Annotated in this window: 16 protein-coding genes and 1 tRNA gene; 10 read left to right on the forward strand and 7 right to left on the reverse strand. The window is 71.1% G+C overall.

Annotated elements, in window-relative coordinates; translation table 11 throughout:
* Window positions 1–6 precede the first annotated feature (6 nt).
* Complete coding sequence (locus QNO26_RS04350; RefSeq protein WP_257525807.1) at window positions 7–822, reverse strand: class I SAM-dependent methyltransferase; 816 nt, start codon at window positions 820–822, stop codon at window positions 7–9.
* Between the two features lie 52 nt (window positions 823–874).
* Between QNO26_RS04350 and QNO26_RS04355 the strand changes: the two genes are divergently transcribed.
* Complete coding sequence (locus QNO26_RS04355; RefSeq protein WP_257525806.1) at window positions 875–1624, forward strand: phosphoglyceromutase; 750 nt, start codon at window positions 875–877, stop codon at window positions 1622–1624.
* Window positions 1625–1687: 63 nt separating this feature from the next.
* Here the strand turns inward: QNO26_RS04355 and phoU are convergent, their stop codons facing one another.
* Window positions 1688–2374 (reverse strand): phosphate signaling complex protein PhoU, encoded by a 687-nt coding sequence (phoU, locus tag QNO26_RS04360; protein ID WP_257525805.1) that lies wholly within the window; start codon window positions 2372–2374, stop codon window positions 1688–1690.
* A gap of 188 nt (window positions 2375–2562) precedes the next feature.
* Here phoU and QNO26_RS04365 point away from each other — a divergent pair, with 188 nt between their 5' ends.
* Window positions 2563–3774: a sensor histidine kinase gene (locus QNO26_RS04365; protein WP_257525804.1), complete on the forward strand. Its 1212-nt coding sequence runs from the start codon at window positions 2563–2565 to the stop codon at window positions 3772–3774.
* Window positions 3771–4454: a response regulator gene (locus QNO26_RS04370; protein ID WP_257525803.1), complete on the forward strand. Its 684-nt coding sequence runs from the start codon at window positions 3771–3773 to the stop codon at window positions 4452–4454. The genes QNO26_RS04365 and QNO26_RS04370 overlap by 4 nt, the downstream gene beginning before the upstream one ends.
* Before the next feature lie 72 nt (window positions 4455–4526).
* On the opposite strand, the gene QNO26_RS04375 is transcribed toward QNO26_RS04370, so the two are convergent.
* Entirely contained in the window at window positions 4527–5039 is a 513-nt protein-coding gene (locus QNO26_RS04375) for a DNA modification methylase (protein ID WP_257525802.1), read from the reverse strand.
* A 119-nt stretch (window positions 5040–5158) separates the two neighbouring features.
* Between QNO26_RS04375 and QNO26_RS04380 the strand changes: the two genes are divergently transcribed.
* Window positions 5159–5641: a CarD family transcriptional regulator gene (locus QNO26_RS04380; protein ID WP_191717359.1), complete on the forward strand. Its 483-nt coding sequence runs from the start codon at window positions 5159–5161 to the stop codon at window positions 5639–5641.
* A 26-nt stretch (window positions 5642–5667) separates the two neighbouring features.
* Entirely contained in the window at window positions 5668–6867 is a 1200-nt protein-coding gene (ispD, locus tag QNO26_RS04385; RefSeq protein WP_257525801.1) for a 2-C-methyl-D-erythritol 4-phosphate cytidylyltransferase, read from the forward strand.
* 27 nt (window positions 6868–6894) lie between these two features.
* Here ispD and QNO26_RS04390 read toward each other — a convergent pair whose 3' ends face one another.
* A complete protein-coding gene (locus QNO26_RS04390; RefSeq protein WP_257525800.1) occupies window positions 6895–7362 on the reverse strand; it encodes a GNAT family N-acetyltransferase in 468 nt (155 codons plus the stop codon).
* A gap of 10 nt (window positions 7363–7372) precedes the next feature.
* A complete protein-coding gene (locus tag QNO26_RS04395) occupies window positions 7373–8326 on the reverse strand; it encodes a DMT family transporter (protein WP_257525799.1) in 954 nt (317 codons plus the stop codon).
* Window positions 8327–8406: 80 nt separating this feature from the next.
* On the opposite strand from QNO26_RS04395, the gene cysS reads away from it, so the two are divergent.
* From cysS to QNO26_RS04410, 3 genes are read left to right on the forward strand one after another with little or no spacing between them, the layout of a single operon-like run.
* On the forward strand, window positions 8407–9828 hold the full coding sequence (gene cysS / locus QNO26_RS04400) for a cysteine--tRNA ligase (RefSeq protein WP_257525798.1): 1422 nt from the start codon (window positions 8407–8409) through the stop codon (window positions 9826–9828).
* Entirely contained in the window at window positions 9821–10807 is a 987-nt protein-coding gene (gene rlmB / locus QNO26_RS04405) for a 23S rRNA (guanosine(2251)-2'-O)-methyltransferase RlmB (protein ID WP_257525797.1), read from the forward strand. Before cysS ends, rlmB begins: the two co-directional genes overlap by 8 nt.
* Before the next feature lie 5 nt (window positions 10808–10812).
* The gene (locus QNO26_RS04410) at window positions 10813–11451 is read left to right on the forward strand and encodes an NAD(P)-dependent oxidoreductase (protein ID WP_257525796.1); all 639 of its coding nucleotides are present in this window, start codon (window positions 10813–10815) and stop codon (window positions 11449–11451) included.
* Window positions 11452–11474: 23 nt separating this feature from the next.
* Here QNO26_RS04410 and QNO26_RS04415 read toward each other — a convergent pair whose 3' ends face one another.
* Together QNO26_RS04415 and QNO26_RS04420 are read right to left on the reverse strand one after the other, a co-directional pair.
* Complete coding sequence (locus QNO26_RS04415; protein WP_257525795.1) at window positions 11475–12788, reverse strand: DUF4032 domain-containing protein; 1314 nt, start codon at window positions 12786–12788, stop codon at window positions 11475–11477.
* A 72-nt stretch (window positions 12789–12860) separates the two neighbouring features.
* Window positions 12861–13964, reverse strand: coding sequence for an ABC transporter ATP-binding protein (locus tag QNO26_RS04420; protein WP_257517879.1), 1104 nt, complete (start codon window positions 13962–13964; stop codon window positions 12861–12863).
* 214 nt (window positions 13965–14178) lie between these two features.
* On the opposite strand from QNO26_RS04420, the gene QNO26_RS04425 reads away from it, so the two are divergent.
* Window positions 14179–15132: a DsbA family protein gene (locus QNO26_RS04425; protein ID WP_257525794.1), complete on the forward strand. Its 954-nt coding sequence runs from the start codon at window positions 14179–14181 to the stop codon at window positions 15130–15132.
* Between the two features lie 31 nt (window positions 15133–15163).
* A tRNA-Thr gene (locus QNO26_RS04430) sits at window positions 15164–15239 on the forward strand.
* Window positions 15240–15242: the final 3 nt, after the last annotated feature.

The following is a 15242-nucleotide window of genomic DNA, read 5'->3' on the forward strand; positions in this document are numbered from 1 at the left end:
CGACCGTCAGCGCGGGGCGACCGCGGCCCACGGCACGGTGAGCTCGCCCAGGCGCCAGCGTGCCGAGGGGCCGAGCGACCAGCCGGCATCCGTCATCGCCGCCATCGTCGTGCGCCAGCGGTGCACGGCGCCGAACGGTGACACGACCGCGGCCTGGTGCCACCGCGCGTCGAGCTCGCTCAGCAGGGCGTGCACGCCCTCACCGGGGACGTTGCGGTGGATGAGGGCCTTCGGCAGTCGCTCCGCCGCGATCGACGGCTGCTGCAGCGAGGCCAGGTGCAGCGACACCGTGAGCGAGCGGGGCGCGGCATCCGCCCCCACCTCGACCCACGTCGAGACGCGGCCGATCTCGTCGCACGTGCCCTCGACGAGGATGCCGCCGGGGGCGAGCCTGCTCGCCATGCGGTCCCATGCCGCCGGGACGTCGGACTCGCCGTACTGCCGCAGCACGTTGAACGCCCGCACCACGGTCGGCCGGCGCGGGGCGGGCACCTCGAAGCCGCCGCGGGCGAAAGAGACGCGGGCATCCGGGGAGAAACCGGTGCGGCCCTCGCGCACGTCGGCCAGCTGCGCGGTCGCGCGGGCCACGCGGGCCGGGTCGATCTCGAGGCCGAGCACCGTCACGTCGGGGCGCAGGCGGGCGAGGCGGGCGTGCAGCTCGAGGGCGGTCACGCCGCTCGCGCCGTAGCCCAGGTCGACCACGAGCGGGTCGACGGGGGCGGTGCGCAGCGCGCGATGCCGGGCGATCCAGCGGTCGACGCGGCGCAGCCGATTGGTGTTGGTCGTGCCGCGGGTGATCTGCCCGACCGGGGAGGTCGCCATACGAACCATGATGCCAGGAGTGGGGTGGGAGCCCGCCGAGTAGGATCGGAGCATGACCGAGCCGCACACGCTGATCCTCCTCCGCCACGGGCAGAGCGAGTGGAACGAGTTGAATCTCTTCACCGGGTGGGTCGATGTCCGCCTGACCGACCAGGGCAAGGCCGAGGCCGAGCGCGGCGGTCGGCTGATGGCCGAGGCGAACCTGCTTCCCGACGTGCTGCACACCTCCGTGCTCAGCCGCGCCATTCAGACCGCGAACATCGCCCTCGACGCCGCCGACCGCCTCTGGATTCCGGTGAAGCGCTCCTGGCGCCTCAACGAGCGCCACTACGGCGCGCTGCAGGGCAAGGACAAGGCGCAGACGCTCGCCGAGTTCGGCCAGGAGCAGTTCATGCTGTGGCGCCGCTCGTTCGACGTGCCGCCGCCGCCCCTGCCCGCCGATGACGAGTTCAGCCAGGCCGGCGACCCGCGCTACGTCGGCATCGACGGCGAGGTCCCCGCGACCGAGTCGCTCAAGCTCGTGATCGACCGCATGCTGCCGTACTGGCACAGCGACATCATCCCCGACCTGCAGCAGGGCAAGACGGTGCTGGTGACCGCCCACGGCAACTCGCTGCGCGGCCTGGTGAAGCACCTCGAGGGCATCAGCGACGACGACATCGCGCAGCTGAACATCCCCACCGGCATCCCGCTGGTGTACCGCCTCAACGCCGACATGACGCCGGTCGGCCCGGGTGAGTACCTCGACCCCGAGGCCGCCGCCGCCGGCGCCGCCGCCGTGGCCGCACAGGGCAAGAAGTAACCGACAGCAGCAACGACGAGGGGTGGATGCCATGTGGCATCCACCCCTCGTGTCGTTGCGGGATCAGCTGTTCGGCTGCGTGCGCAGGAGGCCCAGCATCTCGGGGTCGGCGGTCCAGTCGCCGGTCGCGAGGTAGAGCACCTTCTTCGCCACCGACTCGGCGTGGTCGGCGAAGCGCTCGTGGTAGCGGCTGGCGAGCGTGGCATCCACGGTCGCTGCGGCCTCACCCTGCCAGTTGTCGCTGAGCACCTTCTCGAACACCGAGATGTGCAGGTCGTCGAGCTTGTCCTCGGCGACGCGGATCTTCTCCGTCAGAGCCAGGTCCTCGGTGCGCAGCAGCTCGGTGAGCAGGCGCGCGACCTCGACGTCGAGCTCACCCATCTTGGTGAACGTGTTCTTCAGTCCGCGGGGGATGGCGCGCTCGGGGAAACGCATGCGGGTGAGCTGGGCGATGTGCTCGGCGATGTCGCCCATGCGCTCGAGCGACGCCGACACGCGCAGCGCGGCGACCACGATGCGCAGGTCGCGGGCCACCGGCTGCTGGCGGGCGAGGATCTGGATGGCGAGCTCGTCGAGCTCGATGGCCTTGTCATCGATGACCTGGTCGGCTTCGATGACCTCTTCGGCCAGAGCGACGTCGCTGGTGCCGAAGGCACGGGTGGCCTTGTCGATGGCGATCGTGACGAGCTCGGCGATCTCGACGAGCCGCCCCTGCACGTCTTCGAGGGACTGGTGGAACACTTCGCGCATGGGGGTACCTTCCTTCCGCGGGCACAGCACCGCTTCGACCTCGCGGCGGGGCGTGCGTTCGCGAGCTTGGCGATTCTCGTCGGCGAAGGTTAACGAACGGTGCCGCCGGAGTGAATAGTATCCCGCGGGGCGCCGTGGCGGCCGGATTCCGAGCATGTGCGCGGCTGCGCCCCGTCTACGCTGGACACATGGATTCGCTGCAGCTGGCGCTGCTGTCCTTGCTGGTCGGGATGTTCGTCGGCGTCTCCGTGGCGCTGCTGATCACCCTCGCACTGCGCGCCCGCGACCGTGCCCTCGCCGCGGATTCCTCGCACCTGCCCGACGGCCTGCACGCGGTGCTCGGCGGCATGGACGATGCGGCCGTCGTCGTCGATGCGTCGTCGACCGTGGTGGCGTCGTCGTCGGCGGCGGAGCTGTTCGGCATGCACGAGGGAGAGGTGCTCCCGAGCGTCGAGCTGCGCACGCTGGCGCGCACGGCGCGCACGAACGGCCGGCCCGCGACCGACACGCTGCGGCTGGGACGCACCACCACCCTCGCCCCCACCCGTCTGGTCACCGCCCGCGCGAGCGCCGTCACGCCGCGCCTGGTGCTGCTGGTGGTGCGCGACATCACCGAGCGCGAGCGGGTCGAGGAGATGCGCCGCGACTTCGTCACCAACACCAGCCATGAGCTGAAGACCCCTGTGGGCGCGGTCATGTTGCTGTCGGAGGCGATCGAGTCCGCCGCCGACGACCCCGCCCAGGTGCGCTCCTTCGCCGGCAGACTGCATGCCGAGGCGGCGCGGCTCGGCCAGCTGACCGGTCGCATCATGAGCCTGTCGCGCCTGCAGGCCGCCGACGAGCTGAGCGAGGTGCGCGACCTCTCCGTCGACCAGATCGTCGCGGCCGCCATCGAGGCGCACCTGACGCAGGCGGATGCCGCGGCGGTCGAGGTCGTGCGCGGCGGCGACCGCGGGCTGCACGTGCGCGGCGACATGCAGATCCTCAGCGAGGCGGTCGGCAACCTGGTCTCGAACGCCATCGCCTACTCCCCGTCGGGGTCGCGGGTGGGGGTGGGGGTCAAGCGCGTCGGCGACGTGGTGGAGATCGCCGTCACCGACCGTGGCATCGGCATTCCCGAGGGGGAGCAGCAGCGCGTGTTCGAGCGGTTCTACCGTGCCGACCAGGCGCGGTCACGCAGCACCGGCGGCACGGGGCTGGGGCTGGCGATCGTGAAGCACGCCGTGCAGCGCCACGGCGGCGAGGTGCGGCTGTGGTCCCAGCCGGGGCGCGGATCGACGTTCACCGTGCGGCTGCCGCTGGCCGCCACTCCCGCCGCCGAGGGGCAGCCGCGCAAGAAGAAGGCCCGCACCCAGAGCGGACGCCCCGCCACCGCCCTCTCGAACGGAGACCCCCGATGACCCGCGTGCTGATCGTCGAGGACGAGCCCGATCTCGCAGACCCGCTGGCCTACCTGCTGCGCCGGGAGGGGTTCGAGGTGCAGATCGCCGAGGACGGCCCCACGGCGCTGCGGATGTTCGATTCGGCCGGCGCCGACATCATCCTGCTCGACCTCATGCTGCCGGGGATGCAGGGCACCGAGGTGTGCCGCCAGATCCGGATGACGTCATCGGTGCCGATCATCATGCTGACCGCGAAGGACTCCGAGGTCGACATCGTCGTGGGGCTCGAGCTCGGGGCGGACGACTACGTCACCAAGCCCTATTCATCCCGCCAGCTGCTCGCCCGCATGCGCGCGGTGCTGCGTCGCAGCGCGCCCGCGGGGGACGACCTCGAGGAGCGCGTGCTCACCGGTGGCCGGGTGACCCTCGACATCGATCGGCACGCCGTGGCGGTCGACGGCACCGAGATCAACATGCCGCTGAAGGAGTTCGAGCTGCTCGAGCTGCTGATGCGCAACGCCGGGCGCGTGCTCACCCGCGGGCAGCTCATCGACCGCGTGTGGGGCAGCGACTATTTCGGCGACACGAAGACCCTCGACGTGCACATCAAGCGCATCCGCTCCCGCATCGAGGAGAACCCGAGCGAGCCGGTCATGCTGGTGACGGTACGCGGCCTCGGCTACCGCTTCGAAGGCTGAACGCGCCGCACACGCCGAAGCCCGGCCGAGGGACGATCCTCGGCCGGGCTTCGGCGTGTCTCGGGGAGTGCGTCAGTCGAGGATGAACTCGTCCTCGACGGGCACGAACTCGGAGTAGTAGGGCAGTGCGCCGTCGAGCACGGGCACGTCCACCAGAGCGCCGGTGGCGTCGCCGGACTGGAAGGCCATCGGCACGGTCGCGCCCGCGGGCACGCCCAGGTCGGTGAAGAGGATGGGGTCCACGTCCACGCCGAGGCTCACGGCCTCACCGGCGGGGAGGACGAAGGTCTCCGCCTCGCCGTTCTCGATGGCGATGGTGATCTCCTGCGCCTCGAGCGAGGTGTTCACCAGCGCGCCGATGAAGTTGCCCAGCGTGCCGTCCTCGTTGGCGATGACCATCGCGTTGCGCACCTCGACGGGGCCCGACGGCGGAATGTTCACCCCGTCAGAGGGGGAGTAGGAGATGGTGGTCGCCTGAGGGGCGATCATGTTGCAACCGGTCGCCCCCACGACGACGGCGGCACCCAGAGCGAGCGACGCGAGCAGGCGCGATTTCACGGTTCCTCCCGGAGAAGCAGACAGCATTCTGAGCATTCTATGCGGAAGGCCCCGAACTGCCGGGACCACCGCCCCCGGCCCGAGCCGGCAAACCTTACCCTATGACCGCTGTGGTATCCTTAAGGTTGCCGAAAGGACATTGCTGCATGCTTTTTGAGGTTGGCGAAACGGTTGTCTACCCGCACCACGGGGCCGCTACGATCATCGAGGTCAAAGAACGGGTCATCAAGGGCGAGACCAAGAAGTATCTCAAACTCAACGTCACTCAGGGAGACCTCATCATCGAGGTCCCGGCGGACAACGTCGATCTCGTGGGCGTTCGCGATGTGATCGGTCAGGAAGGTCTCGACCGCGTGTTCGAGGTGCTGCGCGCGCCGTTCACCGAGGAGCCGACCAACTGGTCGCGCCGGTACAAGGCCAACCTCGAGAAGCTCGCTTCGGGCGACGTGATCAAGGTCAGCGAGGTCGTCCGCGACCTGTGGCGCCGCGATCAGGACCGCGGCCTGTCGGCCGGTGAGAAGCGCATGCTCGCCAAGGCGCGTCAGATCCTCATCTCCGAGCTGGCGCTGGCTGAGAAGACCGACGAGGAGCGCGCAGGCGTCGTCCTCGACGAGGTGCTCGCCAGCTGACTCGCCCGTCCGGGTAGGTTCGAGGCGTGAACATCACGCCTGTGCCGCGCATCGCGGTGATCGTCGTCGCCGCCGGATCCGGCACCCGTCTGGGAGCGGACGCACCCAAGGCCTTCGTGGGGCTCGATCGTCATACGATCCTGCGCCACTGCCTGCAGGGGGTGTTCGTCGCGCCCGAGGCGCAGGTGATCGTGGTCGCCCCGTCGGGGCGTGAGGGCGACGCCCTCACCGACGCGCTGGAGGCCGCCGGCGACCGCCGTGACCTCGTGCAGGTCGTGGTCGGCGGGCAGACGCGTCAGGCCTCGGTCGCCGCCGGACTGCACGCGGTGTGGCCCGACGTGCAGGTCGTGCTCGTGCACGACGCCGCACGCGCGCTCACTCCGCCCGAGGTGTTCGAGCGCGTCATCGCGGCGGTCGACGCGGGGGCCGCGGGCGCGATCCCCGTGCTGCCGGTGGTCGACACTCTGAAGCGGGTGGAGGGCGAACGCATCGCCGCCGCGGTGGACCGTGCCGAGCTGGCCGCCGCGCAGACCCCGCAGGGGTTCCGCCGCGACGTGATCGATGCCGCGTACCGCGCGGCGGCGGAGGAGTTCACCGACGACGCCGCGCTCGTGGCATCCGCCGGTCATGACGTCGCCACGGTCGCCGGATCGGAACGAAGCTTCAAGATCACCACGCCGGCCGACCTCGAGCGTGCCCGCGCGCTCGTCGCGCCCGTGCCTCCCGCCGCCGCGCCGATCGACGCGGCGCCCCGCGCACCGCGGGTGGGCGTGGGCACCGACGTGCACGCCGTCGGCGGCACCGGCACGCTGTGGCTGGCCGGACTGGAATGGCCGGGGGAGCAGCCGCTGTCGGGACACTCCGACGGGGATGCCGTCGCCCACGCCATCGTCGATGCGCTGCTGGCCGCTGCCGGTCTGGGCGATATCGGCACGCACTTCGGCACCGACCGGCCCGAGTACGCCGGCGCCCACGCCGATGCGTTCCTCGCCCGCACGCGCGCGCTGCTGGGTGAGGCGGGCTGGGCGGTGGGCAACGTCTCGGTGCAGGTGCAGGCCAGACGTCCCCGGTTCGCCGACCGCCGCGTCGAGGCCGAGCAGGTGCTGTCCGCGGCCCTCGGCGGGGCGGCGGTGTCGGTGTCGGCCACCACGACCGACGGACTGGGTTTCACCGGCACCGGTGAGGGCGTGGCGGCGTTCGCCGTAGCGATGATCGTCCCCGCCTGACCGCCGGCGATCGCGCCGTCGGCGCCGTCAGCCGCTGAGCTCGCGGACGAAGAACATCGACAGCGGGTCGTCGGTGTAGTCGGCGAACGGTCCGCAGGGCGTGAACCCCTCGCTGAGGTAGAGCGTGCGCGCGGCCGTGAACTCCGGCCCGGAGCCGGTCTCCAGCTGCAGCCGCTCCAGGCCCCTGCCCGTCGCCTCGGCCGTGATGTGGCGCAGCAGGGCGCGGCCGACGCCGCGGCGCAGGTGACCCGGCGCCACGCGCATCGACTTCACCTCGCCGTGCGCGGCATCCCGCTGCAGGAGGGCGCCGACCCCGGCGATGTCGTCCCCGTCCCAGGCCGACCACACCGTGATGAGCGGATGCCGCAGCTGCGCGACGCCCAGCGCGTGAACGCTCTCAGCGGGACACTGCGCATGCATGGCGTCGAGGTGCGCGGCGATGAGCGCGCACGTCGCCGTGCCGGTGAGGTCGTCGACGATGATCTGCAGGGTCATGGCGGCCTCCTCAGCCTTCCAGTGCGTAGGGAGCGGGATCCCGGGGTGTGCGGGAGCCGGCGGCGAGCAGCACGAGACCCGCCACGAGCACGGCCAGCCCGATCAGCGCCGCGACGCTGAGTCGTTCGCCGAGCACGCCGATGCCGAGCAGCGTCGCCGTGAGCGGCTCGGCGAGAGTGAGGGTCGCCGCCGTCGCGGCCGTCAGCCGCAGCAGCCCCACGGTGAACAGCGTGTAGGCGATGCCGACGGTTGCGAGGCCGAGCCACAGCGTCATCGCGATGCCGTCGGGCGAGGCCAGCCACGCCAGGTCGGCGAAGAACAGCATCACGACGCCCCACGCCGCCCCGCCGAGCCCCATCGCGCCGCCGATGGTGAAGGGATCCCAGCCGGCATCCATCAGCCGCCGCTGCACGTTGGCCTGCACGGCGAACGCGGTGCCCGCTGCGAGCGAGGCCAGCAGGCCCAGCGGGTCGCTGCCGCCGCCGCCGCCCGCGGCCGTCGTGCCTCCCACGCCCAGCAGCACCACGCCCGCCGTCGCGAGCGTCGTCGCCGTCAGCCACGTGCGCGAAGGGACGCGCCGGGTCAGCGCCCACTCCACCAGGCCGGCGATGACCGGCGCCGATCCCAGCGCGATCACCGTGCCGACGGCCACGCCGTTGCGCTCGGCACCCAGGAAGAACAGCGGCTGGTACAGCGCCAGGCACGTGCCGGTGGTCGCCATCAGCAGCACGGCGCGACGGTCGAGCACCGGCCGGGGAGCGGGGGCGGCGCCGGACGCCGCAGCGGCCCGACGTCGCTGACGCGCCCCCAGGGTGAACGCCAGGGCAGCCAGCGCCGCGCCGCCGAGGGTCAGGCGCACCGCGCCGACCGCCCAGGGCGTGCTGTCGGCCGGACCGAGCGCCTGCGCGGTGCCCGTCGTGCCGAACAGCACCGCGGCGGCGAGGACGGCGAGCACGGGGAACATGCTTCCGTTGTAGCGGACCCGTGTGTCCGGCTCGTGACGCGCGCCCAGGAACCGGGCGCCGCCGCCGGTAGGCTGGTGCAGTGAACACCGGCGGTACGGGCGTGAAGCTCTATGACACGAAGGCGCAGCAGCTGCGCGACTTCGTCCCCGCCGACCCCCGCAACGTCACCGTCTACGTCTGCGGTCCGACCGTGCAGTCGGGGCCGCACATCGGCCACCTGCGCGGCGCGCTGAGCTTCGACATCCTGCGCCGCTGGCTCGCCCACCGGTTCGGACGCGTCACCTTCGTGCGCAACGTCACCGACATCGACGACAAGGTGCTCGCCAACGCGACCGCCGACGAGCCCTGGTGGGCGCTGGCCTACCGCATGGAGCAGGCGTTCTCGCGCGCCTACGCGACCATCGGCATCCTGCCGCCGACCTACGAGCCCCGGGCCACCGCGTCGATCCCGCAGATGCTCGAGCTCATCGACCGGCTCATCGACGCCGGTCACGCCTACCCCGCGGGCGAGGGCGACGTGTACTTCGATGTGCGCTCCTGGCCGTCGTACGGCGAGCTGACGCGCCAGTCGCTCGACGCCATGGAGCCGGCCGCCGACGCCGACCCGCGCGGCAAGCGCGACCCCCGCGACTTCGCGCTGTGGAAGGGCGCGAAGGCCGACGAACCGGCGGATGCCGTGTGGGAGTCGCCGTGGGGCCGTGGCCGCCCCGGCTGGCACATCGAGTGCTCCGCCATGTCGCGGCGCTACCTCGGGCCGTCGTTCGACATCCACGGCGGCGGGCTCGACCTGCGCTTCCCGCACCACGAGAACGAGCTCGCCCAGTCCACCGCCGCCGGCGACGCGTTCGCGGCGTACTGGGTGCACAACGGACTGGTCACCGTCGGCGACCAGAAGATGTCGAAGTCGCTCGGCAACTTCCTGCTCGCCGACGAGGTGCTCGCGCAGTACGACCCGCTGGTCGTGCGGTACGCGCTCGCGGCGGCGCACTACCGCTCGAACCTCGACATCACGGCGGCGTCGTTCGACGAGGCTGCGGCGGCGCTCGATCGCATCCGCACCTTCCAGGTGCGTGCGGCGCGGGTGCTGGGCGCGGGCAGCTGGCTCACCGTCGCCGACCTGCCCGCCGCCTTCGCTGCCGCGATGGACGACGACCTCGGCGTGCCGCAGGCCCTCGCCGTCGTGCACGAGACCGTCCGGGCGGGTAACGCCGCTCTGGACGGCGACGACCGGGATGCCGCGGCGCGCGCGGCCGTGCAGGTGGGCCGGATGACCGGCCTGCTGGGCCTGAACCCCGAGGACCCGCAGTGGCGCACCAGCGATGGGGGAGCTGCGGCATCCGCGCTCGACGCGCTCGTGCAGACGATGATCACCCAGCGCGCGCAGGCGCGCATCGACAAGGACTGGCCGGCGGCCGACCGCATCAGAGATGCGATCGCGGCCGCCGGCATCACTCTGGAGGACACTCCGGACGGAACACATTGGAGTCTGAACAATGGCTAAGCCAGGGCGCCCCGGCGCAAGCAAGAGCAGCAAGAAGGGCCCGACCAAGGGCACCGGCGGCAAGAACAAGCGGTCCCTCGAGGGGCGCGGTCCGACACCGAAGGCGGAGGAGCGCGCCTGGCACCCGGCCGGCAAGCGCAAGGCTGCGGCCGAGCGCTACGCCGCCGCCGGCGGCAAGGGCGCGCCCGGGCAGAAGCCCGCGCCGCAGCGCCGCGCGAAGAAGGACGACGACACCGAGATCGTCACCGGCCGCAACTCCGTGCTCGAGGCGCTGCGGGCGAAGATCCCCGCCACCGCGTTCTACATCGCGCAGCGCGTGGAGATGGACGACCGTGTCAAGGAGATGCTGTCGATCGCGACCCACCGCGGCATCCCGGTGCTCGAGGTGACCCGCCCGGAGCTCGACCGCATGGCCGGCTTCGACGGTGTGCACCAGGGCGTCGCGATCAAGGTGCCGCCGTACGAGTACGCCCACCCGCAGGATCTGCTGGAGCAGATCATCGACCGCGACCAGGTGCCGCTGCTGGTCGCCCTCGACGGCGTGACCGACCCCCGCAACCTGGGTGCCATCATCCGCTCCACGGCAGCGTTCGGCGGGCACGGCGTGATCCTCCCGCAGCGTCGCAGCGCGAGCGTCAACGCCGCCGCCTGGAAGACCAGCGCCGGAGCGGCCGCCCGCATCCCCGTGGCCATTGCGCCGAACCTCACCACGACGCTCAAGGAGTTCAAGAAGCAGGGCGTGTTCGTGCTGGGTCTGGATGGCGGGGGCGACGTGTCGCTGCCCGAGCTCCAGCTCGCCGATCGGCCCGTGGTGATCGTCGTCGGCTCGGAGGGCAAGGGCCTGTCGCGTCTGGTCACCGAGACGTGCGACCAGATCGTGTCCATCCCGATCTCGGCGGCGACGGAGTCGCTGAACGCCGGCATCGCGGCATCCGTCGCGCTGTACCAGGTGTCGACGATGCGCTCCACGGAGGTCTGAGACCCATGACCCGCATCGCCGTCATCGGGGGGACCGGATACGCCGGCCGCCACATCGTCACCGAGGCTCTGGACCGCGGCCACACCGTGATCTCGGTCGCACGCACCCTCCCCGGCGACCGCATCGAGGGCGCGACCTACCTCGTCGGCACGATTCTGGACGTGCCCACCCTCATCGCCCAGCTCGACGGTGTCGAAGCCGTCGTCGTCGCCACGTCGCCGCGCGGCGACATGGAGGGCAAGATGCGCGGCGCCATCGCCGAACTGGTCGCGGCGCTCCCCGAAGAGGTGCGCGTCGGCGTCATCGGCGGCGCGGGCGGCAGCCTCGTGGCCCCGGGCGGTCCGCGGCTGATCGACACCGACTTCCCCGAGGAGTTCAAGCCCGAGGCGTTCGAGGCGATCGGCGTGCTCGAGGATCTTCAGGCGACGGATGCCGCGCGCGACTGGTTCTTCGTGCACCCGGCCGCCGCCTTCGGCGCGTTCAACCCGGGGGAGCGCACCGGGCGCTACCGCGACGGCGGCGACGTGATGGTCACCGACGAGGCGGGGGAGTCGCACCTTTCGGGGGCGGACCTCGCCGTCGCGGTGCTCGACGAGATCGAGTCGCCGCGGCACCACCGGGAGCGCTTCACCGTCGGCTACTGACGCCGACGCAACGCGCCGGCCGGTCAGACCAGGTCGCGCCAGTCGACGTCGTCGTCCTCGTCCTCTGACACGGGGACCGCTCCGGTGGGCAGCGACATCGCCAGCGACAGCGTCTCGGTCTGCGGGCCGACGACCGTCGCCTCATCCCGGCGGTGGCGCAGCACGTTCTCGATGTACGAGGTCAGGGTCTCCGCGAGCGGCACGGAACGGCCGCGGGCCTGAGACATGTACCAGCGGTGCTCCAGCACCTGGTGGAACACCTCGGCGGGTTCGAGCTTGGCCCGCAGGTCCCAGGGAATGGCCTTCACCACCGGCTCGAACACGCGCGTCAGCCACTCGTGGGCGACCATCTCCTCGTCGGTCCCCAGGCGCGAGACGCGGGCGGCGAATTCGTCGAGGTCGTTGAGCAGCCGGCGCGCCTGGTTCTCCTCGACATCGAGGCCCGTCAGGCGCAGCAGCCGTCGCTGGTGGTGCCCGGCATCCACCACCTTCGGCTGGATGGACACCCGGGTGCCGTCCGCCGTGGAGTCGATCGACATCTCGTCGATGTCGAAGCCCAGGTCGTTGAGGCGCTTGACCCGCTCGGTGATGCGCCACGACTCGTTGGCAGCGAACGTCTCCTGGTCGGTCAGCGCGCCCCACAGTGAGTGGTACGACGACACGATGCCGTCGGCGATCGCCACGGCATCCACCCCGCCCTCGAGCCGGCCGCCCGCCTCGAGGTCCATGATCTCGCCCGCGATGTTGGTGCGGGCCACGTCGAGGTCGTGCAGGCGCTGGCCGCGGGTGAGGCCGGATTCGTGCAGCTCGCCGGTCTCTGCGTCGACGAGGTACGCGGCGTACGCGCCGGCATCCCGTCGGAAGAGGGTGTTCGACAGCGACACGTCGCCCCAGAAGAATCCCACGTTGTGCAGCCGCACGAGCAGCACCGCGAGTGCATCGACGAGCCGGGCTGCCGTGTCGGGCCGCAGCACCTGGGTGAACAGCGCCCGGTAGGGGAGGGAGAACTTCAGGTGCGCGGTGACCAGAGCAGCCGGCAGCGGCTCTCCGTCGTCATCGGTGCGGCCGGCGATGACCGCCACCCTGCTGACGCAGGGGATGTCCAGGCGCGACAGATTGCCGAGCATGTCGTACTCGCGCCGGGCCATCTGCTCGGTCGTCTCCTTGATGGCGACGACCTTGTCGGACAGGTTGGCGAAGCGCACCAGGTGGCGGGACAGGCCCTTGGGCAGGAAGACGATGTGCTGCGACGGCCACTCGGCCAGCGACGTGGACCACGGCAGCGACAGCAGTGCGGGGTCGATCGTGCTGGCGGTGATGCGGAGGGCTGAAGACACGGGTACTCCTCGCAAAACGACACGGCGCGGGCAGCCTCAAGGCTACCCGCGCCGCGCGGTGACTTCGTTCGATCAGGCCGAGACGACGGGCTTGTCGTTCAGACGCTCGCCCGACTCGATGTCGAAGGCGTGCACGTGACCGGCGGATGCCGCCAGGGTGACCGTCTCGCCCGCGTTCGGGTGGTTGCGGCCGTCGACGCGAGCGACGAGGTCGGCGCGCTTGCCGTTGATCTCGGTGTGGCCGTAGAGGTAGCCGTCGGCGCCGAGCTCCTCGACGAGGTCCACCATGACCGAGAGGCCGCGACCGTCGGCGGGGCCGACGACGATGTCCTCGGGGCGGACGCCCACCGTGACCTGGCTGCCGTTGGCACGGCCGACGGTGTCGCGGTCCAGCGGAACGACCTCGTCGCCGAAGCGCACGCCGCCCTCGGCGAGGTCCGCGGCGAAGAGGTTCATCGCGGGCGAGCCGATGAAGCCGGCGACGAACACGTTGTTCGGCTTCTCGTAGAGGTCGCGCGGGGTGCCGACCTGCTGCAGCAGACCGTCCTTGAGCACCGCGATGCGGTCACCCATGGTGAGGGCCTCGGTCTGGTCGTGCGTGACGTAGACCGTGGTGACGCCCAGGCGGCGCTGGAGCGAGGCGATCTGGGTGCGGGTCTGCACGCGCAGCTTGGCGTCGAGGTTCGACAGCGGCTCGTCCATGAGGAACACCTGGGGCTGACGCACGATGGCGCGGCCCATGGCGACACGCTGACGCTGACCACCCGAGAGGGCCTTCGGCTTGCGGGTCAGGTACTCCTCGAGGTCGAGCAGCTTGGCGGCCTCGAGCACGCGGGCGGCGCGCTCTTCCTTGCCGACGCCGGCGATCTTCAGTGCGAAGCCCATGTTCTCGGCGACGGTCATGTGCGGGTACAGCGCGTAGTTCTGGAACACCATCGCGATGTCGCGGTCCTTCGGCGGGACGTCGGTGACGTCGCGGTCGCCGATGAGGATGCGGCCGGAGTTGACCTCTTCGAGGCCGGCCAGCATGCGCAGCGACGTGGACTTGCCACAGCCGGAGGGGCCGACCAGCACCAGGAACTCGCCGTCGGCGACCTCGAGGTTGAGCTTGTCGACCGCAGGGCGCGTGCCCCCGGGGTACAGACGCGTTGCGTTGTCGAATGTGACGGACGCCATGGTCTCTTCTCCTTCACCGGCAGGTACGTGCCGGACGATCCGTAGTGAATGAGCGGGGGGTTGCCCGCGCGCCCGTCATCGGGCGTGCGTTCAGTATGCCATGCCCGGACACCGTGTCTGGGCATTTCCCAGCGACCCTGACTAGCATCGAGAAGGCCGCCACACCCGAGCGGCAACAGTCGGGAAACCGGCCGCACGACTTCCAGAAGGTTCAATGTCCAGCCACGACCCCTCGAACGCACCGGTCAAGCGCGACGCCCGCGAGGCGCTGCGTGCGAAGGCCCAGCAGGTGCAGGCCCAGCAGTCGCGCCGGCGTCTGGTTCAGCGATCCCTGATGGCGGTCGCGGGCCTTGCGGTCATCGCCGTGATCGCGGGGTCGCTGGTGTGGGTGTTCTCGAACAACGCCTCCCAGCCGCAGCTCGCGCCCACCAACGTGACCGACAACGGCTTCGCGATCTCGTCGGTTTCTGGTGTGGCCGGCGCGGGCGCCGCAGCCACCTTGGATGCCACGGCGACGCCGGAGGTCGCGGCGACGGAGCCGGATGCCGAGGCTGATGCAACCGCTGCCGCGGGCGAGTCCGCGGCCGTCGACATCCGGGTGTACGTGGACTACCTTTCCGAGGGCTCCCGCACGTTCCAGATGGCGAACATGTCGCAGCTGGCCAGCTGGGTCGAGGATGGCTCGGCGACGCTGACCTACCACCCGGTCGCGATGCTCAGCGCGAAGTCCAACGGGACCAAGTACTCGCTGCGCGCGGCCAGTGCCGCAGCGTGCGTGGCGACCCACTCGAGCGACGCGTTCTTCGCGTACACGAACGAGCTGCTCACCCGCCAGCCCGCGGTCGACGCCGACGGCATGTCCGACAAGGAGCTCGCCGACCTGGCGCAGGCATCCGGTGTGGAAGCGCCGAAGGAGGTGCGCGCGTGCATCGAAGAGGGGCGCTTCGCCGCCTGGGCGCGCACCGCGACCGACAACGCGCTCGAGGGCATTCCGGGCACCGATGACCTCGCATTGACGGGCACGCCGACCGTGCTCGTGAACGGTGAGCCCTACGTGGGAGCCCTGGACGACCCGGCCGAGTTCGCGCAGTTCGTGATGACGCTCGCCAGCGACGCGTACTTCAGGGAATCGTCCACCCCGAGTCCCACGCCGACGCCCGCGTCGTGACGCGCGATCGCCCCGATAGACTGGGCGATCTGCCGGCTTGGCGCAATTGGTAGCGCACCGTACTTGTAATACGGGGGTTGCAGGTTCAAGTCCTGTAGCCGGCACCAGAC

It is taken from the genome of Microbacterium sp. zg-Y1090 (assembly GCF_030246945.1).
Classification (GTDB): Bacteria; Actinomycetota; Actinomycetes; order Actinomycetales; family Microbacteriaceae; genus Microbacterium; species Microbacterium wangruii.